This is a genomic window from Plantibacter flavus, assembly GCF_002024505.1.
GTDB lineage: Bacteria > Actinomycetota > Actinomycetes > Actinomycetales > Microbacteriaceae > Plantibacter > Plantibacter flavus_A.
Genome location: NZ_CP019402.1, coordinates 877,661 through 898,740, shown reverse-complemented (window position 1 = coordinate 898,740; position 21,080 = coordinate 877,661). Strand labels below are relative to the sequence as shown.

The following is a 21,080-nucleotide window of genomic DNA, read 5'->3' as shown; positions in this document are numbered from 1 at the left end:
GGACGCGAGGATGAGCGGGACCGCCGGCCGGACTGGTCGGTCGTCCCGGAGGTTCAGGTGGAGGGTGTCGGCTGAGCGGACACGGGCGGGGTCGCCGCCTGCTCGTGGAGTGGCGCACGGGTCCCTGGCACGTGCCAGGCGAGTGCACCGTCGGCGATCTCGGCGAGGAGCGATTCGAGGTGGGCGATCTCGGCGCGCACCATGGCGGCCGAGTAGGGGACGTTGATCCAGTACACGCGCGGGATCCCGCGTTCGAGCGCCCACGTCATGCGGCGATCGAGGTCGGCGAGCTCGGCCTCCTGCCGGAGGATACGGGTCTCGAGCAGCATCCGCACCTCCTCGGCGCCCAGTTCGTGGGCCTCGGACAGCGCGAGCCCGAGCTCCGGGTACTCGTTCGTGGGGGTGCTGAGCAGCTCGCGCAGCCGCTCCCCCAGCAAATGCCGACCGAGGTCGGTGATCTCGAACGTGGTGCGCTCGGGTCGGGCTCCCTCGCGGTCGGTCCCGGAAGCGAGCACGAGGCCGTCGGCCTCGAGTCCGTAGACGGCGCGGTAGAGCGAGCCGGGACTCACCTTGACGACGCGGTCCTCCTGGCGATGGAGCGCGAGTTGGTACATCTCGTAGGGGTGCATGGGTCGCTCGGCCAGATACCCGAGCGCGGCGACGGCGAGCGGACCGAGCGGCTTGACCTTGCCCATGACCCCCAGCATCGTTCCGCTCGAACTATTCCACATGGAATATACGCTTCCGTCGACGCTGACGCAAGGCCGACGATCGGCCAGAGAGGAGGCCATGCGCGATAATGAAGGAGTGAGCGCACCCTCGGAGATCAACGCCTGGAAACACGTCTACTCGGGCAAGGTCCGCGACCTGTACGAGCCGGCCGCCGGCCCCGACGACCTCCTGCTCGTCGTCGCGAGCGACCGGGTGAGCGCCTTCGACCATGTCCTCGAGCCGGGCATCCCCGGCAAGGGCGATCTGCTCACCAGCCTGAGCCTCTGGTGGTTCGACCAGCTCCGCGAGGTGCCGAACCACCTCGTGCCCGATCATGAGCTCGACGCCGCGGGCGTCGCAGTGTCCAGCATCCCGGTGGAGTTCGCCGGGCGCGCGATGCTCGTCAGGAAGCTCGACATGTTCCCCGTCGAGTGCGTCGTCCGCGGCTACCTCACCGGCTCCGGCTGGAAGGAGTACGTCGCGAACCGCACCGTCTGCGGCATCCCGCTGCCCGAGGGTCTGCGCGACGGCGATCGCCTGCCCGAGCCGCTGTTCACCCCCGCGTACAAGGCGCCGCTCGGCGAGCACGACGAGAACATCTCGTTCAGCCGCATGGTCGAACTCATCGGCGAGGACGACGCGGTCGCGCTGAAGGAGCTGTCACTCGGCATCTACGAGACGGCATCGCTCACGGCGGAGCGTCACGGCGTCATCCTGGCCGACACGAAGTTCGAGTTCGGCCGCAACCCGGCGACCGGCGTCATCACGCTCGGCGACGAAGTGCTCACCTCCGACTCCAGCCGATACTGGGACCGCGACGTCTACCTGACGAGCGACGACCCCACCGCACGGATGGCGAGTTTCGACAAGCAGATCGTCCGCAACTGGTTGGCCCACAACTGGGACCAGGACGACGCCTCGACGCCCACACCACCGACCCTGCCTGCCGAGATCGTCACGCAGACGGCCGCCCGCTACCGCGAACTCCTCGAGCGCCTCACCGGCACCGGTCGCTGATCGAGGTACCGGTCAGCTCGTCTTCCGACGGGCACGGAGCCGAGCGCTGTCGGCCAGGATGGCCTGCGCATCGGGCAGCGGCCCCTCCGGCACGATGACACCCATGAGCGTGGCCGTCTTCTCGAGCGCGTCGCGTGCGTCGTCGGCCGCGAGCCGTGCCTCGACGAGATCGCATGAATCGTCACTGCCCACCTCGCTGCGTGTGCCGCTGCGCTCCACGAGCTCCCGCTGCAGCCGCTCCGCAGTGGCGTACATGCGCGTCAGCGTCCAGAGCGAGGTCCACGGAAGGTCGTCACTCAGCCCGATGAGGTGATCGTTGAGCGGATCGATCCACCGCGACGGCTGGTGTCCGCCGTCCAGTCGGCGGCGGCGGTTGCGTCGCTCGGCCGACGCGAGCAGGAGGACGGCGACGAGGATCGCACCGAGCAAGGCGCCGACGACGTCGAGTCCGGGCGCCCAATCCGGGTCGAAGCCGGGGAGTGACACGGACGAGCGTTCGTCGTGCACGAGCCACCACTCGACCAGCACGCCCGCCGTCGCACCGAGGACGAAGCCCGTGAGGAGGAGGAAGGCACCGAGCAGGAGGGTGATCCTCCGCCGCAGCTGGTGACTGCGCTGCTGACCCTCGGTGAGCTCGCCTCGTTCCGCGAAGGGATCCACGACCATGAGGCGACCACCGACACGGACCACCCCGGGGTGGCGAGTCGTGACCGTCATGGCCCGAGGATACCCCACAAGGTGGGTCATGCGGCGGGATTCACGAGCCGAGATCGGCGGAAATCCGCGGCGGATCGACCGCGGCGGCCCCCGGAATGGGGGCGCCCGAAGGGGTCACGCCGCCTTAGCGGGACGTCGCCGAGCCGTCGTCGGGACCCCGTCAGGCTCATCGGACGATCCGCGCCAGGTCGAAGCGCACCCCGTGGTCCGTTCAGGGTCGCACCCCGACGCGCGGGAAGGCGCCCGACGCAGCTGCGGCGAGCGCGTCGTCGACGTCCTGCAAGGGGAACTCCGGGCCGACGAGTTCGGCGAACGGATACCGACGCCACGCACCGGTGAGGAAGTCGACCGCGCGGGCCAGATCCCGCGGTCGGTAGTTGTGTGCTCCACGCACCGTGAGGAGGCGTCGGACGATGCGTTCGGCGTCGATGCCGAGCGGCGCACCGGGCGACACACTGCCGACGAGGACAGCTGTTCCACCGATCGACAGCGACGCGATGGCGGCGTCCACGGCACGGGCGTCGCCGGACATCTCGATGGCGACGGGGAAGCCCTCCACACCCGCCGCGAGGTGTGCGGCGTCGAGGTGCTCGGCGGCGCCGATCGTGGGGTCGACCGTCGCGATGGCGCCGAAGCGGCCGGCGAGCAGCCGGCGGGCGGGGTCCGGATCGCTCACGACGACGCGTGCCCCGGCATCGGCCGCCATGGCCGCGACGGTCAGCCCGAGCATCCCGGCGCCGGTCACGAGCACCGCCGTGCCGGGCAGGTCGTGCCCGGCCGCATCCAGTGCGGCGATCGCGGTGGCCGTCGCGCAGGACGCGGGCGCGAAGACGGCGGCGGGCGGCGTCTCCCCCACGACGACGATGGCCGTGCCCTCGAGGAGTTCGACGTGGGTCGCGAACCCACCGCTCAACTCCCACCCGCGGTGCACCCGGTCGTGCCCGTACTTCGCGAGCCGGCGGCACTTCTGCTCCAGGCCGGCGGAGCAGCGGTCGCAGACGCCGCAGCTCACGACGACCGACCACACGACCCGCATCCCCGCGACGAGGACGGTCCCGTCCACCGCCGTGACCGGTCCCCCGACCGCCACGACGCGTCCCACCTGTTCGTGCCCGAGGACGAGCGGTGTGGCGGCGTCACGGTGCCCGAGGACGGTGTGCACGTCGGAGCCGCACACGGTCGCCAGTTCCACCTCGACGAGGACGTCCCCCGGCCCGAGCGTCACCCCGGGCACCGCCATCGCCTGGTGCGGGTGCCCAGGCCCCTGCCAGACCATCGCGATCGGCGACGGTCTGATGAAGACGTCGTTGCCCGCGTGCGCGGTGAGCGTCGTGTGCATGGTTCCCCCGGTCGGTCGTTCAGTCGAGACCGAGCAGCGCGGGCAACTCGGCGATGCTCGTGATGATCTCGTCGGCGCCCGCCGCGAGCAGCGTCTCCTCGTCGTGCGCTCCGGTGAGCACCCCGACGACGAGCCCGGCGCCGGCGTTCACCCCGGACAGCATGTCGCTGGCCGTGTCGCCGACGACGACCATGGTGTCGACGGCGCTCGCACCGAACCGGAGGAGCGCCGTCAGCGGCAGGTCGGGCGCTGGACGCCCTCGACCGGCGTCGGCGGGTGACAGGGCGTCGTCGGCGAGCTCGGACCACCCGAGGCTCGCGAGGAGTGCGTCGCGCGTCGCCGGGGCGAACCCGGTGGTGAACACGACCCCCACGCCGAGCTCGCGGAGCCGCCGCACCGTGTCCTCGGCTCCGGGGATCGCCTCGACGCGCCCCTCGCCGACGAGGCGCTCGTAGGCCGCTTCGAAGGTGGCGTTGCCGGAAGCGGCTCGAGCCTCGTCGCCGTCGGTCAGCATGAGGAACACGTCGAGCTTCGACTGGCCCATCGTGTCGCGGACGAGCTCGATGGCCGCGTCGAGCGCGTCCTCGGTGTCGATGCCGATCGTCTCGGCGGCGACGCGGAAGGCGTCCTCGACGACGCCGTCGTCCGAGACCGTCGTCCCGGCGAGGTCCAGGACCACCAGTTCGAGCAGGAGGTCGTCCTCGTGCGCGTCGTCGAACCCGTCCTCCAGCTCGTCGAGGTCGTCGAGGTCGGTCTCCACGTCGTCGAGGTCGGGCGCCGCGGTGCTGTCCTGCTGGGGTCGATCGATGCTGGTCACGAGAGGCCTTTCTGAAGGTGGGCTGATGCGGCACGGATGCTGGTCGGCTGCGCCGGCGAGAAGGTCGGGCCGAGGTGCTCGGCGACGGCCAGCTCGCCGAGCGCGGGTCCGGTCGTCATCCCGATGCCCGTCGTCGCGGCGACCACGCGGACGCCCGGGGTCGGTTCGTCGATGAGCAGCTCCTCCGGGGCGGTGGCGTAGACGCCCTGCCAGCGTTCGAGGACGTCGAGCCTCGTCCCGAACAGCGCGCTTCCTGCACGGAGGAGTTCGTCGAAGGCGTGCTCGGACTGGAACGGGGAGACCGCCTCGCCGCGGCTGTGGGTGTCGCCGAGGATGATCGACCCGTCCGGCAGCTGGGTCGCCATGAGGTTGACGTCGAGCGAAGCGAGCCCGGGGTGGTCCTGCTGCAGTCGCTCCCGGAGTGCCGGGATGGCGGGCGAGTCGGCGAATCCCGCGTAGCGCAGGAGCGACCATCCGGTCAGGAGCGGCGCCGGCATCGGCATCGGGAGCTCGGCGCGCACCCGAATCATGTCGAGCGCGCATCGACGGACGACCGCCCGCTCGGCCAGCTCGGGGAGGAGCGTGTCGATGTCGTGGTTCACCGCGACCACGGTGAGGCCTGCGGCGATCACGCCGCGGCTGGTGTCGACGAAGCCGGAGCGCAGTCCGGTCACGGTCGTCCGGCGTCGGAACTCGACACCGCGGCGTTCCAGGTACGCCGTGACGGCGCCCAGCGCCTGGCGCGGGTTCACTTGGAGGTCGCGCGGCAGCCAGGCGCCGCCCACCACGTCGTCGGCGCTGATCGGCACCTGCTGCAGGAACTCGGCCGCGTCGTACAGGCGGACGTCGGCCGCGGCACCCGCCTGGGCACGGGACGCCGCGAAGTCCTCGAGGACGCGCAGCTCGTCGAGGTGCCGGGCGACCACGTGCGTGCCCGAACGCCGGACCCACAGCCCCGCGTCCTGCTCGAGTCGTTGCCAGATCTCGGCCGAACGCGCGGCGAGGCGCGAGGCGAGCCCGGCCTGCGGCGTCGCCGCCAGGTGGCCGAAGTTGCGGACCGACGAGCCCTGGGCTTCGGCCGAGCGTTCGACGACCACGACCTCGGCACCGGCGTCAACGGCGGCGAGCGCCGCCGACAGTCCGACGATGCCGCCTCCGACGATCACGACATCGGCGCGATCGGCCGAAGCACCCAGCGAGCCGACGCCGAGGCCGACCCGCGCCGCCGACACCCCGCCGCTCATCCGTCGTCCGTTCACGAGAACACCCTCCGCATCCACATGGCGATGCCCTCGACGACGAGGACCACCGCGAGGATCATCAGCACGATGGCCGTGACCTGGTCGTAGTTCCCGCCCTGGTCCGCCTGGATCAGGTAGTAGCCGATGCCGCCTCCGCCGACGATGCCGAGCATGGTCGCGGCGCGGATGTTCGTGTCGAGCGTGTAGAAGGTGTGCCCGACCAGCGCGCGGGCCCCCTGCGGGAGGGTCGCGGCGGCGTAGACCTGCGGTCGGGTCGCCCCGACGGCGATCAGCGCCCGTTCCGGTCCGGGCGCGACCTCCTCGAAGGAGTCGGCGATGAGCTTGCCGAGGAGGCCGATCCCGCAGACGCCGAGCGCGAGCGTCCCCGCCTGGGCACCGAGCCCGGTGACGACGATGAGCAGGATCGCGAGGATGAGCTCCGGGATGCCGCGGATGCCGACGAGCGCGAACCGGGCGCCGGTGCGGACACCACGGTTCGGGGCGACGTTCCGTGCGGCGAGGGACCCGATGACGATCGAGCAGACGAGGGCGATGAGGGTCGCCGCGAAGGCGATCGCGACGGTCTCGAACATCGCCTCGACCATCTGCTCCGTCGTGCGCATGCCGAACGACGGCGGCCAGAGACGGGCGAGGACGTCGGGCGCCTTCGCCCAGAACGTCACGAGGTCGCCCCACTGGATGTCGGACACGACGACGCCCCAGACCACCACCGCCACGGCGAGCCAGGCACCGACGGTGTCGCGAACGCGGGCCGGCGTCCAGGGTCGCTTCGCCGCAGCGGCGATCCGGGACTCGGCGCTCGGAGCAGCGGTCGTCCGACTGCTCCCATTCACCGCGCGACGCGCGTCCCGACCCGCGGCCACCCGACGCACGACGCGGTCACCGAGTCCGCGTCCGGTCGGCTGCACCCCGAGCATCACGGTGCGCACGGTGCTCGACACGATCTCCATGACGACGCACAGCGCGAAGATGACGATCGCGAGTCCGATGCCGAGCGAGTAGTCGAGTGATTTGAACGCGAGCGACAGCTCACGGCCGAGGCCGAGGACGCCGACGTAGCCGAGCAGGACCGAACCGCGCAGGTTGATGTCGCCGCGGTGGAGGACCGTGGCCACCCAGGACGGAAGGACCTGCGGCAGGACGCCCGAGGTGAACTCCTGCAGCTTCGAGCCGCCGGCTGCCCGGATCGCGAGTCGCGGCCCTTCGTCGACCTGCTCGATCGCGTCCGCGAAGAGCTTCGAGATCATCCCGACGGAGTGCAGCCCGATCGCGATGATGCCGGGCAGCGATCCGAGCGAGAACATGAGCACGAGGATCATCGCGATGACGACGTCCGGCACGGCACGGCTGAGCACGCCGATGAACCGACCGACTGCGCGCCAGGCCGGTCCCGGGGTCGTGTTGGCGGCTGCGAGGTACGCGACCGGGATGGAGAGCACCGCAGCGAGGACGGTGCCGGAGATCACGATCCCCAGGGTCAGGGCGGTGAGCGACAGCAGTTCCCCGGGCGGCGGGAACGTGATCGTCCCCACCCGGTTGAAGAAGTTGACCGCGTTGCCCCAGCTCGCCACCATGTTCGGGATCGAGATCCCGACCTCGAGGAGCGAGTAGACCGAGAACGCGAGCAGCGCGACGAGCGTGAGCACGGCGGCGATCGTCTGCGGGCGGAGCCGACCGACCGGGACGGGTCCGGAGAGTCCGGGCGGGCGGTCGGCGGGCGGTGCCGTCTTCGCGGGCGCGGTGACGACCATCAGCGGGTCCTGCCAGGTCGACGGAGCTCGTCGGGCTCGCGGCCGTCGACATCGGCGTCGAACTCCCACTCCGGTTCGTCGGGGAGTTCGTCCTCGCCCACGCGCTCCTCGACGCCGAGCAGGCCGCGGAGGTCGTCGTCGGGGTCGCCGAGCAGCTCGTCGGTCTCCAACTCCACGGCGATCGCCTGCAGCTCACGGGTGCTCGTCGCGACCCGGCCGTAGATCTCCATCACCTCGGTCTTCGACAGGCCGTCGGTCGTGGTGTCGAGGACCACCTCGCCGTGCCGGAGACCGACGATGCGGTCGCCCCAGGAGAGCGCGAGGTCGACCTGGTGCAGGCTGCACACGACGGTGAGTCCACGGTCGATCGCGATCTCACGAATGAGGGCCATCACCTGCTCGCTCGACTCCGGGTCGAGGGAGGCGACGGGCTCGTCGGCGAGGAGGATCTCGGGGTCCTGCATGAGCGCTCTGGCGATGGCCACGCGCTGCTGCTGACCACCGGAGAGGGTGTCGGCGCGCTGGTAGGCGCGCTCCAGGAGGCCGACGCGATCGAGGTGGCCGAGCGCCTTCATCTTCAGGTTGCGGCCGTAGCCGAGGATGCCGAGACGTGGTCCGCGGACGCCCGCCAGCGAACCGGTCAGGACGTTCTCGAGGACGGTGAGCGACGGGACCAGCTCGAACTGCTGGAAGACGAACCCGACGCGGGCGCGGAGCCGGCGCAGGGCGCGCTGCCCGAGGGCCGGCACCTCGTCGCCGAGGACCGAGACGGACCCGGCGGTGGGCCGCTCGAGACCGTCCAGGTGACGGAGGAGCGTCGACTTGCCGGATCCCGACAGGCCGAGGAGGACGACGATCTCACCGCGACGGATGTCGAGGTCGACGCGCTGCAGGGCGACCGTCCGGTCGAAGCGCTTCGTGACCCCGCGGAGACGCACGAGCGGTTCCGCTCCGTCGGGTGCGGTGTGACGCGCCTGCTGCTCGGTGACGCTCATGACTGCTGCCTCTCGTGAGGTTGGTGGTGATGCGGACGTCGCACCGCGACGGGCTCGGTGACCGGGAACCGGAGCACCGGTCACTGCCCTTCGACAAGCTCAGGAACCGCTTGTCGAAGGGCGGTGCCGGTGCTCAGATCAGGCCTGGCACTGCTTGGCGTTGGTCTTCTTGCAGATGTCGCGGATGGTGTCGTAGTACGCGTCGTCGACCGGCGAGGTGCCGTAGAAGGTCGCGCGGAAGGCGTCGCTGTCGGCGCTCTTCACGCCGGAGTCGATGATCTGGTCGATCGTGACCTCGGAGAGGGCCTTCTCGAGCTTCTCCTTCACGTCGGCGGGCAGGGAGTCGGACTCGACGATCGGCGCACCGGGGACCATCGTGCGGTCGATGACCTTCACGCCGTCGTTCTTCTCGACCTCGGAGTCCTCGGCGAAGCCCGCCTCGCACTCGACGCCCTCGGCGGTCTTCGTCACCGAGACGTCGTGCTTGCCGGCGAAGACCGGGGTGATGTCCTGCTCGGGGTCGATGCCGGCCTCGAGCAGGTTGTAGCTCGGGAAGAGGTACCCGGACGTCGAGGACGGGTCGACGAAGCAGACCTTCTTGCCCTTGAACTCCTCGATCTTGGTGATCGACGAGTCCTTCGGGACGATCGCCTCGGAGTAGTAGCCCGGCTCCTGCCCCTCGACGGTGATGATCGACGAGATCGGCGTGATCTTGGCCCCGTTGTTGAGCGCGGTGACGTAGGTGAAGCCGGAGAAGGACGCGACGTCGATCTTGCCGGCGACGGCCGCCTCGATGAGGGCCGCGTAGTCGGTCGACTCGTGGTATTCGACCTTCTTGCCGGTCTCCTGGGCGATGTAGTCCATGAGCGGCTGGTAGTTGGTCTGCGTGTCGACCGAGTCGGGGACGACGCCGAAGACGAGGGTCTGGTCGTCGACCGCAAAGGTCCCGGCCGCGGCGGAACCGGTGTCGCTGGCGGTGGCGCTCGAGCAGGCGGCCAGGCCGATCGAGAGGAGGGCGGCGGCGCCGAGCGCAGCGACGCGGGTGAGGGAGAGCTTCATGTGCTGGGACGTACCTTTCAGAAGGACCGATGCACCCGCCCGCTCCGCGCGTGGCTCCGGTGGAGCGGAACCGCGAGTGACCGACGCGGGCACTGCTGTGTGCCGTACGTGTGATCACGTTACGAGCGGCACCCGAACAGGGCCGGGCCTCCCGGTGAACAGGAGGTGAAGCCGCGCGGAAGGATCGATCGGGCAAGCCACGGTCGTCGTCTGCCGAGCCCGCCTAGACTGCTGGGATCCGCCCATCCGAGCAGCAAGGCAGGTGAGTCGTTTGCCTCTCGACCCGATCTTCGTCGAACGAGCGCGGACGCACCGTGCCTACCTCATCTCGACCGCACTCGAGCAGGCGAAGGCCTTCTTCCTGCGGCCGAAGACGACCACCGTCGCGCGCCCGAAGCCCGCTCCCGCTGCGGACCCGAAGGCGACCTCCCCGAAGGCCACCGGACCGAAGGCGAAGCCCTCGAGCCCGACGGCGAAGGCCACCACCGCCGCACCCCGCCGCAAGAAGACACGCGCACAGCACCGCAAGGCCGCGCGGAACTGGGACAAGAAGGAGCTCGCGACCGTCGGCGTCCCGGGCCCGGAGCTGCGCATCGAGGAGCACACGATCCCGGTCGCCGGCTTCCCCGACGTCCGGATCCGGCTCTATCACCCGCCCACGGCCGACGGAGACCAGGCGGTGCCCGCGGTCCTGTCCTTCTTCGGTGGGGCGTTCCGCATCGGCGGGATCGACTACCCGACGACCGACGCGGGGTTCCGTCGTCGGGCGGCCGACGCCGGCGTGGTCATCGCCGCCGTCGACTACGCGCTCGCTCCCGAGCACCGGTACCCGACCCAGCTGGAACAGGCCCACGCGGCGCTCGAGTGGCTGTTCGCCGAGGCCGCGACGCTCGGGATCGACTCGCGGCGGATCGCCGTCGCCGGGGTGTCCGCCGGCGGCAGCATCGCGGCGGCGCTCACGCTCGTGAACCGCGAACGCGGCCGGCTGCCCATCCGACTCCAGCTGCTCGAAGTGCCGGTCACGGACCTCACCGGCGGCCACATCGACCTCCGTCCCGTGCGGGAGATGGGCATCCCGAGGATCTTCGCGATCAAGGAGCTGCGTTCCGTCGCGAAGACCTACCTCTTCGATCGACGTCAGGCGAAGGAACCGCACGCGTCGCCCCTCCTCGCCCGGTCGCACGCGGACCTCCCCCGCGCCGTGATCCTCACGGCCGAGTACGACCCCCTCCGCGGCGACGGCGCGGCCTACCTCGCCGCGCTCCGGGCCGACGGCGTCGACGCGAGCGGGACGATGTACCTGGGCGCGACGCACGACACCCCGATCTTCGGCGGCGTGCTCCCGGCGGCCCGCCGCTGGCACGACGACGTCGTGACCGCCCTGCGGTCACTCCACGACGCGGACTGAGTCGGGTCACCGCGCCCACCGGCTTCCCCTCGGGCCGGAAAGCTGGAATCGTGTCGGCATGGACGCCCACGACATCCGGAACGCCTACCTCGACTTCCTCGAACGGAACGGCCACGCGTTGATCAAGCGGGCTCCGCTCGTACCGCGCGGCGACACGAGCACCCTCTTCAACGGCAGCGGGATGCAGGCGCTCCTGCCGTTCCTCCTCGGTGAGGATCACCCCGACGGACGGCGGTTGACCGACAGCCAGCCGTGCGTCCGGGCCCAGGACATCGAGGACGTCGGCGACAACCGGCACACCACCTTCTTCGAGATGCTCGGCAACTGGTCGCTCGGCGACTACTTCAAGGAGACGCAGATCCGGCAGTTCTTCACCTTCCTGGTCGACATCGTCGGACTGGATCCGGAGCGGATCTCCGTCACCTGCTTCATCGGCGATCCCGCGAACGGCATCCCGCGCGACGACGAGGCCGCCTCGATCTGGGCGTCGGTGTTCGCCGAGCGCGGGGTCTCCAACGGGATCGCGGAGATCGGCTCCCAGGCCGACGGCGACGCCCGCGGGGTGCGGCCCGGTGAGCGGATCTTCTTCTACGACGGCGGCGAGAACTGGTGGTCCCGCGGCGGGTCACTCGAGGGCACACCGATCGGCGACCCGTGCGGCCCCGACAGCGAGGTGTTCTACGACTTCGGCCCCGAGTTCCAGGACCCGTCGTACGGCCTCGCGCATCCCGCGAGCGACGGCGGACGGTTCATGGAGATCGGCAACCAGGTGTTCATGCAGTACCGACGGCGCGAGGACGGCTCGTTCGAGGAACTCGCCAGACGCAACGTCGACTTCGGCGGCGGCCTCGAACGCATCGCCGCCGCGTCGATCGACTCCGACGACGTCTTCCGCATCTCGCTCCTGTGGCCCATCGTCGAGCGACTCCAGGAGCTCACCGGGAAACGCTACGAGGACGAGACCGCCGCGATGCGCATCATCGCCGACCACCTGCGGGGTGCGACCTTCCTGGCGGTGGACGGCGTGCGTCCGTCGAACAAGGAGCAGGGCTACGTCATGCGACGACTGCTCCGACGGGCGATTCGGCTCGCGCTCTCGCTCGACCTCCACGAGAACTTCTTCGGCGAGATCGTGCCCGTCATCGCCGGACTGTACGCCGACGACTACCCGGAGGTGGCCGCCGCCCGCAATGAGGTCGTCGCCGTCCTCGTCAAGGAGGAGCAGTCGTTCCGACGCACGCTGGGCGCAGGGCTCCAGATGGTCCAGGGGTACGCCGGGCGGGTCATGACGGGACACGACGTGTTCCGGCTGTCCGACACGAACGGCTTCCCGAAGGAGCTGACCCTCGAGGAGGCCGGGCGCCTCGGCATCGAGGTCGCTCCCGATTGGGAGGCGGAGTTCGCCGCCGCCCTCGCCGAGCAGCGAGCGCGGTCCCGCGGGGCGACGCACCTCGGCGCAGCGGGACTCCCGGGCGGCGACACCGCCTGAGGGCCGGCCTCGCTCAGTCGCGCTTGAGCATGTCGATGCCGGCGCCGGCGAACTGCCGGAGGGTCGCGTCCGGCAGGAACGCACGGGTGAGCGCCGCCGCGATCCGCGTGAGGTCGCCCTCGTCGCGGTACAGGAGGTAGATCGGCTCCGATCGCGGGTTGAACTTCTGCTTGAACCGGTGGAGGGACGAGAAGCCGTACACGGGCTCCAGGATGCCGCTGAGCTGACCCAGCAGGTGCGCGATGCGGCCCTCGTCGTCCTCCACCCGGTGTGCGAGCGGCGCACCCGAGAGCGAGAGGATCTGCGCGCCCTCCTCGGCGAAGACCTTGGCCGAGGAGGCGATGAGGAACTCCATGACCGAACCGAAGCCCTCCTCGCGGCGCCGCATGAGGTCGAGCGTCCATCCGCGGTGCTCGCCGTCGGGGCCGAAGACCGGGAGCCAGCTGAGGAAGCCGTCGACGTCGCCGTCCGGCGAGATCGCGAGTGCCAGACGGACCTCGGGGTCGTCGGCCTCCTGCAGGGTCCCGAGGGTGAACCGCATCTCCGGCAGACCCTTGTCGCCGACCCAGCCCTCGGAGATGGCGCGGATCTGCTGTCGGACGCCCCACGTCTCGGCGGCGTAGGTGCTCATCCGGAAGACCATCCCCTCGCGCTCGGCCTTGTTGAGCGCCGTGCGGATGTTCGACCAGGCCTTGCCGGTGAACGCGAGACCGGGAAGGTCGACGATCGTGTCGTCCGCGATGATGAGGTCGCGCCATCCCTCGGGCATCGCGTCCTTCGTCCCCTGGCTGGAACTGAAGAAGCACGGGATGAGGGAGTCGCGCTCGGCCGCCTGGACGAACTCCGCGACGCTCGCCTGCAGGTGATCCGGTGGGCCGAGCGGGTCGGCCAGCACGATCGCGACACCGGCGTGCTTCTGGTAGGGCACGAGGCCCACCGAGGTGCGGAAGTACTCCATGCCGTCCCACGTGGCCATCCAGGAGAGCGAGCCGCCGCCCTTGGTCCGGATGAGCGCGCGGGCGTCGTCCGCCGACGGCAGGTCCTGCTGCTGCTTGCGCCCGACGCCGAGCTGTCGGCGTCGGTGGGATGAGAACGCGCTGCGGGTCGCGACGAGGTAGACCAGGAAGGCGAGCCAGAGCACCGACGTCGCCAGGAACACGTCGGTGTCGCCCCAGTCGATCGGGAGGTCGGCGGGATCGAGCGGCGACAGCGCCAGGTACAGGACCGCGACCAGGACGTTGAGGATCGCCCAGACGACGCTCAGCACCCACGCCCAGCGACGACCGAGCCGCAGGCCGTTGGCGACCACGATGATCACCACCGTGTCGATCGCGACGTCGAGCCACGGGCCCTCCGCCGGAGCGGTCGGACCGAACGGGCCGTTGGTCGGCACGAGTAGGGCGACGATCTGGACGACGCCGAGGGCCACACTAGTCGTGAACGCGAGCAGTCGGCGCTCGCGCACACTGGCCCGCTGGATGCGGAAGGAACGGTTCACCGCGAGGACGAAGAGCACCGCGAAGGCGTGCTCGAGGTCCGCGAGCGACCCGATGAAGAGGACCCCGATCGCGGCGTAGGACGCGACGATGATCCAGCCCCGCTGCCGCCACGGAGAGGCGAAGAGCGACACGCACGCGGCGAAGCACGCCATCGTCCCGCCGGAGGGACCGACGTCGAGCATCCCGGCGAGGCTCGCCGCCCACGGCCAGGGCAGTTGACTCGCGGCCCAGAGGAACCCGGCGGTGGCGAGGACGGCGACGAGCTGACCGGCGGCGAAGGTGATGAGCGCGACCTTCGATCCCCGCCACCACTCCAGCAGGCCGACCCAGGCGAACCCGATCACCGCGAACACGTAGGCCCACGGCTCCACGACGAGGAACGTCCCGGTGACGGGAGTCCACCAGCGCCCGGCCTCGAAGGCGGGCAGGCCGTAGGCGACCGCGTCCCACCACGGTTGCGCCGTCGTCGACTCCCAGAGGCCACGCCCGACGACACCCACGACGAGGACGACCAGCACCAGGGCGATCGTGACCGGCACCCGGGCGACCACCGTTCGGATCCTCATGCGCGCCGCCCCCTTCGTGGTTCCACGGAGCACACGCGCGCCGTGCGGTCGAGGCTACAGAACGGCCTCGCGGGACCGCAACGCATCCCCGTCCGGCAGGCTGGCCAGCGCGAGCCAGAGTTCGGCCCGAGCGGCGAAGGTGTCGAGCGGTCGCCCGAGCACCTGTTCCACCCGGGTGATGCGGTTGCGGAGCGTGTGTCGATGGATCCCGAGTCGCCGCGCGGCGGGCTCCCACTGGCCGTTCGCCTCGAGCCAGCCGCGGAGGCTCGGCACGAGGTCGGAGCCCTCCTCGCGGTCGACGCGGAGCACGGGCTCGAGCAGTTCCTCGGCCACGGCGGCGGCGCGGACGGGGTCGAGCAACCCTGCCATCCCTGCCGCGGCGAGCGCCCCGAACCGCACGACGGCCTCGCCTGCGGAGACGGCGTGCTCGTGCGCGGAGACCGCCTGCTCGATCCCCGTCGGCAGATCGGCGAGCGCGAGGGATCGGGAGAGTCCGAGCCGCCGTGCGGGGGCCGCCGCGATCACCGCCTCGACCGCCCGATCGACGTCCGTCTCGGTGTCCCCCTCAGCCGCTGCGAGAAGCAGGACGGGCCGTCCGTCCTGCTCGGCGACGAAGAGCGAACCCGGACCGAGCGTCTCGGCCCGTTCCAGCTCGGTGAGGAGCGCCTCGCGCCCGTCGGTCGGCCCGGAGCAGACGCCGACACGAACAGCTCCGCTCGGCAACGGCGTGCCGAGCTGTTCGGCGACCTCGCGCGCCGCGGCGGCCTGTCCGGCGCGGAGCAGCTGCCAGACACCGGTGCGCAGCGAGCGCCCCGCCCGTCCGAGTGCGCCGCCCTGCTCGAGGGTGAGCCCGGCGATGGCGACGACCGAGGTCACGACGCTCTGGGCCGCGGCGTCCAACGGGCCGTCGGTCCCGGCGATGGCGAGCACGCCCCGGAGGTCGCCGCGTCGGCCGAGGGTCTGCAGCGACACCGTCCGCGTGCGGCTCGCGAGCGTCGCCCCCGAACGCTGTCCGCGGCTCAGGAGCATGGTGGCCTCGCCGGCCACCCGCTCCAGGAGGCGCTCGGCCTCGGGAGCGGCGGTGGGCCCGTCGCCCGCGATCGCCACCGGGGTCGCGTGCGCGTCGAAGAGCACGACCCAGGCGCCGAGGGACCGCGCGAGTTCGGTGACGACGGCGACCGTCGCGTTGGGGCGGAGCGCGGCGAACGCGATCGCGCGCTGGGCGCCCAGTGCCCAGGCGTCCCTCGCCCGAGCCGCCTCGGTGAGGAGGTCGGCCGCGTACCGGATGACGGCGATGAACGGCGTGCGGTACGGGACCTCGACGAGCGGCATCCCGTGCGCCGCGCAGGCCTCGGCGAGTTCCGGCGGTGTCCCGGCCGTGATCACCTCGGTACCGAACCCCAGTCCGGCGACACCGGCGTCGGCGAGGCGGGCGACGTACGCCTCGACCTGCGTCGTCGACACAGCGGTCCCGAACTGCGTGCCCGTCGTGAGCAGCACCTGGTCGGCGAGGAGGAAGGGCGTGGGGTCCGGCAGGTCCGACCCGGAGACCCAGGCGACCTGCCGGTCGAGGGCGCCCTCGGTTCCTGCCACCACGAGCTTCAGGCCGAGCGCACGGTGGTCGAGGAGGTCCTGCAGCGTCGGTGCCATGGCGCGAGTCTACGCAGGAATGCCGGATCGTCCAACTGAAGCCGCTGGTATGGACAGACTGTCGACTGTACCGATGCGGACCGCTGCCTAGCCTGGTGGCACTGCTCGCGGACGACCTCGGCGCCCCCGCCGGACGCGGCAGCCGAAGGAGTACCGATGACGAGCAGCACCGCAGCCCCCGCGCCCTCCATCCTCGGCGGACCCTCGCTCCCCCAGGAACGTCGCCTCGTCACCGCCATCCCCGGACCGATCTCCGAGGAACTCATGGCCCGGAAACACGCTGCGGTCGCGTCCGGCGTCGGCACGACGATGCCGGTGTTCGCGGCCGGCGCGGGCGGTGGCGTCCTCGTCGACGTCGACGGCAACTCCCTGATCGACCTCGGGTCCGGCATCGCCGTGACCGGTGTGGGCAACAGCAACCCGCGCGTCGTCGAGGCCGTCACCCGACAGCTGCAGGAGTTCACCCACACCTGCTTCACCATCACCCCCTACGACTCCTACGTCGAGGTCGCCGAGGCGCTCAACCGCCTCACCCCCGGCGACCACGCCAAGCGGACGGCACTGTTCAACTCGGGCGCCGAAGCGGTCGAGAACGCGGTGAAGATCGCCCGCAGCCACACGAAGAAGCAGGCGGTCGTCGCCTTCGACCACGCGTACCACGGCCGCACGAACCTGACGATGGCCCTGACGGCGAAGTCCATGCCCTACAAGAGCGGTTTCGGTCCCTTCGCCTCCGAGGTGTACCGCGCACCGCTGTCCTACCCCTTCCGCGACGGCGGGCTCACCGGCCCCGAAGCGGCGCAGCGCGCGATCACCCAGATCGAGAAGCAGATCGGCGCAGACAATCTCGCGGCGATCATCATCGAACCCATCCAGGGCGAGGGCGGCTTCATCGTCCCGGCGGACGGTTTCCTGCCGGCCCTGCTCGACTGGGCCCGCGCGAACGACGTCGTCTTCATCGCCGACGAGGTGCAGACCGGCTTCGCCCGCACGGGTGCGATGTTCGCGTCCGAGCACTTCGACATCGTGCCCGACCTCATCATCACCGCCAAGGGCATCGCGGGGGGCCTGCCACTCTCCGCCGTCACCGGACGCGCGGAGATCATGGACGCCCCGCACGCCGGCGGGCTCGGTGGCACCTACGGTGGCAACCCACTCGCCTGTGTCGCCGCCCTTGCGGCGATCGAAGCGTACGAGGAGGAGGACCTCGCAGCCTCGGCCCGGGCGATCGAAACCCGCATCGTCGACCGCTTCACCGCGGCGCAGACCTCCGACCCCCGCATCGGCGACATCCGCGGGCGCGGCGCCATGATGGCGGTCGAGTTCGTGGACCCGGCCACCGGCGAGCCCGACGCCGCCCTCACGGCACGCGTCGCGAAGGCCGCCCACCAGGCCGGCGTCATCGTCCTGACCTGCGGCACCTACGGCAACGTGGTCCGCTTCCTCCCACCGCTGACCATCCCCCTCGAACTGCTCGACGAAGGACTCGACGTCGTCCTCGAGGCGCTCGCCGCGAACTGACGCCACACCCGCCGGTCCCTGAGCCTGTCGAAGGGCAGGGACCGAGGCGGCCCCCGCAGCACAACCCCGGACCCTGAGCTTGTCGAGGGGCATGCACGCTGAAACACTGTGACCGACGGCACCGACACCACCAAGGAGCTCCCCCCATGACCGACGCACGTGAAACCGATCTGCTCGCCAAGGTCCCGAACGGCCTGTTCATCGGAGGCGTCTGGCGCGACGCGACGGAGGGCGCGACGCTCGACGTGAGCGACCCGTCCACCGGCGACGTCATCAAGACGATCGCGGACGCCTCGGTCGCCGACGGCACGGCGGCCCTCGACGCCGCGGTCGCAGCCCAGGACGAGTGGGCGGCGACCGCTCCCCGCACCCGCTCCAACATCCTCCGGAAGGCCTTCGACCTCCTGCAGGAGCGTCGCGAGGAGTTCGCCCTCCTCATGACGCTCGAGATGGGCAAGCCGCTCGCCGAGGCGAACGGCGAGGTCACCTACGGTGGTGAGTTCCTCCGCTGGTTCTCCGAGGAGGCCGTCCGCATCTCCGGACGCTACGGGTCGAACCCCGAGGGCACCGGCATGATGACCGTCTCGCAGCACCCCGTCGGCCCGTGCTTCCTCATCACCCCGTGGAACTTCCCCCTCGCGATGGCGACCCGCAAGATCGCCCCGGCGCTCGCAGCCGGCTGCACGGTCGTCGTCAAGCCCGCCGAGCTCACCCCGCTCACGACCCTGTACTTCGTGAAGCTGCTCGAGGACGCCGGGCTCCCCGCCGGCGTCGTGAACGTCATCACCACCTCCAGCTCCTCCGCGGTCTCCGGCCCGATCATCGCCGACCCGCGGCTCCGCAAGCTGAGCTTCACGGGCTCGACGGCCGTCGGTCAGAAGCTCATCGAGCAGTCCGCGAAGAACGTCCTCCGCACCTCCATGGAGCTCGGCGGCAACGCCCCGTTCGTCGTGTTCGAGGACGCCGACCTCGATAAGGCCGTGGAGGGCGCGATGGCCGCCAAGTTCCGCAACATCGGACAGGCGTGCACCGCGGCGAACCGCTTCATCGTCCACCGCGACGTCGCGGATGAGTTCGCGAAGCGCGTCACCGACAAGGTGAACGCGTTCCGCATCGGTCGTGGCACCGAGGACGGCGTGACGATCGGCCCACTCATCGACGACCGCGCGGTCACGAAGGCGAAGACCCTCGTGGGCGACGCCGTCGAGCGCGGCGCCGAGGTCCTCACCGGCGGCGAGGCCGTCGACGGACCGGGCACCTTCTTCCAGCCGACGGTCGTCACCGGGGTCGTACCGGGGTCCGACATCCTCCGTGAGGAGATCTTCGGCCCGGTCCTCGCGATCGTGCCGTTCGACGACGAGGATGAGGCCGTGCGGCTCGCGAACGACACCGAGTACGGGCTCGTCTCCTACGTGTTCACCACCGACCTCGCCCGCGGACAGCGCATGATCGGCCGCCTGCAGACCGGCATGATGGGTCTCAACGTGGGCGTCATCTCGAACGCCGCAGCACCGTTCGGTGGTGTCAAGCAGTCGGGCATCGGACGCGAGGGCGGGCTCGAGGGCATCCACGAGTACCTGTACACGAAGTACACCATGACGCCCATCGGCTGATCCACCTCGGTCGGCACAACGGAAACCGTCGTCGATCACCGATCCGACCGGCGACCTCGCCATCCTCGGTTCCATCCGACCGCCGGATCCGCCATACTCGACTATCGGCGCCGGGTCCGAGCACCACCCGAGCACCATCCCGGCCCCGAGCACCACCCCGGTCCCGAGCACCACCCGGCCCCGAGCACCACCCCGGTCCCTGAGCTCGTCGAAGGGCCACGAACAGGAAGACACCTCATGAGCGCAATCGAACGCGACGTCGTCATCATCGGCGCCGGGGCCTCCGGGCTCACGGCCGCCACCAAGCTCCGCGCGGCGGGCCTGTCCGTCGCCGTCCTCGAGGCGCGTGACCGCGTCGGTGGTCGCCTCTGGACGAACCATATCGACGGAGCCATGCTCGAGCTGGGCGGCCAGTGGGTCTCCCCCGACCAGACCGCGCTGCTCGCCACACTCGAGGAGCTCGGGCTCGACACCTACTCCCGCTACCGCGAGGGCGACAGCGTCTACGTCGATGCCGAGGGCGTGCGCACCCGCTTCACGGGCGACATCTTCCCCGTCGCCGAGTCGACCGCAGCGGAGATGGAGCGACTCATCACCCTCCTCGACGAGCTCGTGGAGGAGGTCGGCGTCACCGAGCCGTGGGCGCACGCCCGGGCGAAGGAGTACGACCGCATCTCGTGGAGCGCCTGGCTCGCCGAGCAGACGGACGACGTCGAGGCGCGCGACAACATCGCCCTCTTCATCGCCGCCGCGATGCTCACGAAGCCCTCCCACTCCTTCTCGCTCCTGCAGGCGCTCCTCATGGCGGCGTCCGCCGGCAGCTTCACCCACCTCGTCGAGGCCGACTTCATCCTCGACAAGCGCGTCGTCGGCGGCCTGCAGCAGGTCCCGATCAAGCTCGCCGAGGCCCTCGGCGACGACGTCCACCTGTCTTCGCCCGTGCGCCGCCTCGAGTGGTCCGACACCGGCGTCTCGGCCGAGGCGGACAGTGTGACGGTCAACGCGCGGTACGCGATCGTCGCCGTTCCGCCGAACCTCTACTCCCGCATCGACTTCCAGCCGCCGCTGCCGCGCCTCAGCCACCAGATGCACCAGCACATGTCGCTCGGGCTCGTCATCAAGGTCCACGCCGTGTACGAGACGCCGTTCTGGCGCGAGGACGGCCTGTCGGCCACCGCGTTCAGCCCGTACGAGCTCGTCCACGAGGCCTACGACAACACGAACCACGAGGACCCGCGCGGCACGCTCGTCGGGTTCGTCTCGGACGAGCGCGCCGACGAGGTCTTCAAGCTGAGCGCCGAGGAGCGTCGCGAACGGATCCTCACCTCGCTCTCCCACTACTACGGCGAGCAGGCCCTCTCCCCCGTCGTCTACTACGAGAGCGACTGGGGCAGCGAGGAGTGGACGCGAGGCGCGTACGCGGCGAGCTTCGACCTCGGCGGCCTCTCGCGTTACGGCGCCATGCAGTCGACGCCGGTCGGTCCGATCTTCTGGTCGACGAGCGACCTCGCCGCCGAGGGCTACCAGCACGTGGACGGCGCGATCCGCAAGGGCGCCGACACCGCTGAGGCGATCATCGCCCGCCACCAGGCGTAGCGATCCGGGGAGCGGGGCCCGCTCCGCTCCCCGCCCACCACCTCCGGTCCCTGAGCTTGTCGAAGGGCCA

Annotated in this window: 16 protein-coding genes; 6 read left to right on the top strand and 10 right to left on the bottom strand. The window is 70.8% G+C overall.

What is annotated here, in order from left to right:
• Positions 1-53: 53 nt before the first annotated feature.
• Complete coding sequence (locus BWO91_RS04215) at positions 54-695, bottom strand: PadR family transcriptional regulator (RefSeq protein ID WP_079001437.1); 642 nt, start codon at positions 693-695, stop codon at positions 54-56.
• A gap of 94 nt (positions 696-789) precedes the next feature.
• Between BWO91_RS04215 and BWO91_RS04210 the strand changes: the two genes are divergently transcribed.
• The gene (locus BWO91_RS04210; RefSeq protein ID WP_079001435.1) at positions 790-1,728 is read left to right on the top strand and encodes a phosphoribosylaminoimidazolesuccinocarboxamide synthase; all 939 of its coding nucleotides are present in this window, start codon (positions 790-792) and stop codon (positions 1,726-1,728) included.
• 12 nt (positions 1,729-1,740) lie between these two features.
• Here BWO91_RS04210 and BWO91_RS04205 read toward each other — a convergent pair whose 3' ends face one another.
• The 7 genes from BWO91_RS04205 to BWO91_RS04175 all read right to left on the bottom strand — a co-directional run bounded on the left by BWO91_RS04205 (position 1,741) and on the right by BWO91_RS04175 (position 9,668).
• On the bottom strand, positions 1,741-2,445 hold the full coding sequence (locus BWO91_RS04205; RefSeq protein ID WP_153303379.1) for a hypothetical protein: 705 nt from the start codon (positions 2,443-2,445) through the stop codon (positions 1,741-1,743).
• 211 nt (positions 2,446-2,656) lie between these two features.
• Positions 2,657-3,784, bottom strand: a complete 1,128-nt coding sequence (locus BWO91_RS04200) for a zinc-binding dehydrogenase (protein ID WP_079001432.1) — start codon at positions 3,782-3,784, stop codon at positions 2,657-2,659.
• 19 nt (positions 3,785-3,803) lie between these two features.
• Positions 3,804-4,601, bottom strand: a complete 798-nt coding sequence (locus BWO91_RS04195; protein ID WP_240555674.1) for an HAD family hydrolase — start codon at positions 4,599-4,601, stop codon at positions 3,804-3,806.
• Positions 4,598-5,860 carry a TIGR03364 family FAD-dependent oxidoreductase gene (locus BWO91_RS04190; RefSeq protein WP_240555673.1) on the bottom strand — a complete coding sequence of 421 codons (1,263 nt, stop codon included), beginning with the start codon at positions 5,858-5,860 and terminating at the stop codon, positions 4,598-4,600. The genes BWO91_RS04195 and BWO91_RS04190 overlap by 4 nt, the downstream gene beginning before the upstream one ends.
• Positions 5,857-7,614: a phosphonate ABC transporter, permease protein PhnE gene (gene phnE, locus BWO91_RS04185; RefSeq protein WP_079001428.1), complete on the bottom strand. Its 1,758-nt coding sequence runs from the start codon at positions 7,612-7,614 to the stop codon at positions 5,857-5,859. Before phnE ends, BWO91_RS04190 begins: the two co-directional genes overlap by 4 nt.
• Complete coding sequence (gene phnC / locus BWO91_RS04180; RefSeq protein WP_079001426.1) at positions 7,614-8,609, bottom strand: phosphonate ABC transporter ATP-binding protein; 996 nt, start codon at positions 8,607-8,609, stop codon at positions 7,614-7,616. Before phnC ends, phnE begins: the two co-directional genes overlap by 1 nt.
• 138 nt (positions 8,610-8,747) lie before the next feature.
• A complete protein-coding gene (locus BWO91_RS04175) occupies positions 8,748-9,668 on the bottom strand; it encodes a phosphate/phosphite/phosphonate ABC transporter substrate-binding protein (protein ID WP_079001424.1) in 921 nt (306 codons plus the stop codon).
• A gap of 262 nt (positions 9,669-9,930) precedes the next feature.
• Between BWO91_RS04175 and BWO91_RS04170 the strand changes: the two genes are divergently transcribed.
• Together BWO91_RS04170 and BWO91_RS04165 are read left to right on the top strand one after the other, a co-directional pair.
• The gene (locus BWO91_RS04170; RefSeq protein WP_240555672.1) at positions 9,931-11,076 is read left to right on the top strand and encodes an alpha/beta hydrolase; all 1,146 of its coding nucleotides are present in this window, start codon (positions 9,931-9,933) and stop codon (positions 11,074-11,076) included.
• A 58-nt stretch (positions 11,077-11,134) separates the two neighbouring features.
• Positions 11,135-12,565, top strand: coding sequence for an alanine--tRNA ligase-related protein (locus BWO91_RS04165; protein WP_079001421.1), 1,431 nt, complete (start codon positions 11,135-11,137; stop codon positions 12,563-12,565).
• A 13-nt stretch (positions 12,566-12,578) separates the two neighbouring features.
• On the opposite strand, the gene BWO91_RS04160 is transcribed toward BWO91_RS04165, so the two are convergent.
• Positions 12,579-14,630, bottom strand: coding sequence for a bifunctional lysylphosphatidylglycerol flippase/synthetase MprF (locus BWO91_RS04160; protein WP_079001419.1), 2,052 nt, complete (start codon positions 14,628-14,630; stop codon positions 12,579-12,581).
• A gap of 54 nt (positions 14,631-14,684) precedes the next feature.
• Entirely contained in the window at positions 14,685-16,280 is a 1,596-nt protein-coding gene (locus BWO91_RS04155) for a PucR family transcriptional regulator (RefSeq protein WP_079001417.1), read from the bottom strand.
• A gap of 156 nt (positions 16,281-16,436) precedes the next feature.
• Here BWO91_RS04155 and gabT point away from each other — a divergent pair, with 156 nt between their 5' ends.
• The 3 genes from gabT to BWO91_RS04140 all read left to right on the top strand — a co-directional run bounded on the left by gabT (position 16,437) and on the right by BWO91_RS04140 (position 21,010).
• Positions 16,437-17,801 carry a 4-aminobutyrate--2-oxoglutarate transaminase gene (gabT, locus tag BWO91_RS04150; RefSeq protein WP_079001416.1) on the top strand — a complete coding sequence of 455 codons (1,365 nt, stop codon included), beginning with the start codon at positions 16,437-16,439 and terminating at the stop codon, positions 17,799-17,801.
• A gap of 146 nt (positions 17,802-17,947) precedes the next feature.
• Positions 17,948-19,414 (top strand): NAD-dependent succinate-semialdehyde dehydrogenase, encoded by a 1,467-nt coding sequence (locus tag BWO91_RS04145; protein ID WP_079001414.1) that lies wholly within the window; start codon positions 17,948-17,950, stop codon positions 19,412-19,414.
• A 237-nt stretch (positions 19,415-19,651) separates the two neighbouring features.
• The gene (locus tag BWO91_RS04140) at positions 19,652-21,010 is read left to right on the top strand and encodes a flavin monoamine oxidase family protein (RefSeq protein WP_079001412.1); all 1,359 of its coding nucleotides are present in this window, start codon (positions 19,652-19,654) and stop codon (positions 21,008-21,010) included.
• Positions 21,011-21,080: the final 70 nt, after the last annotated feature.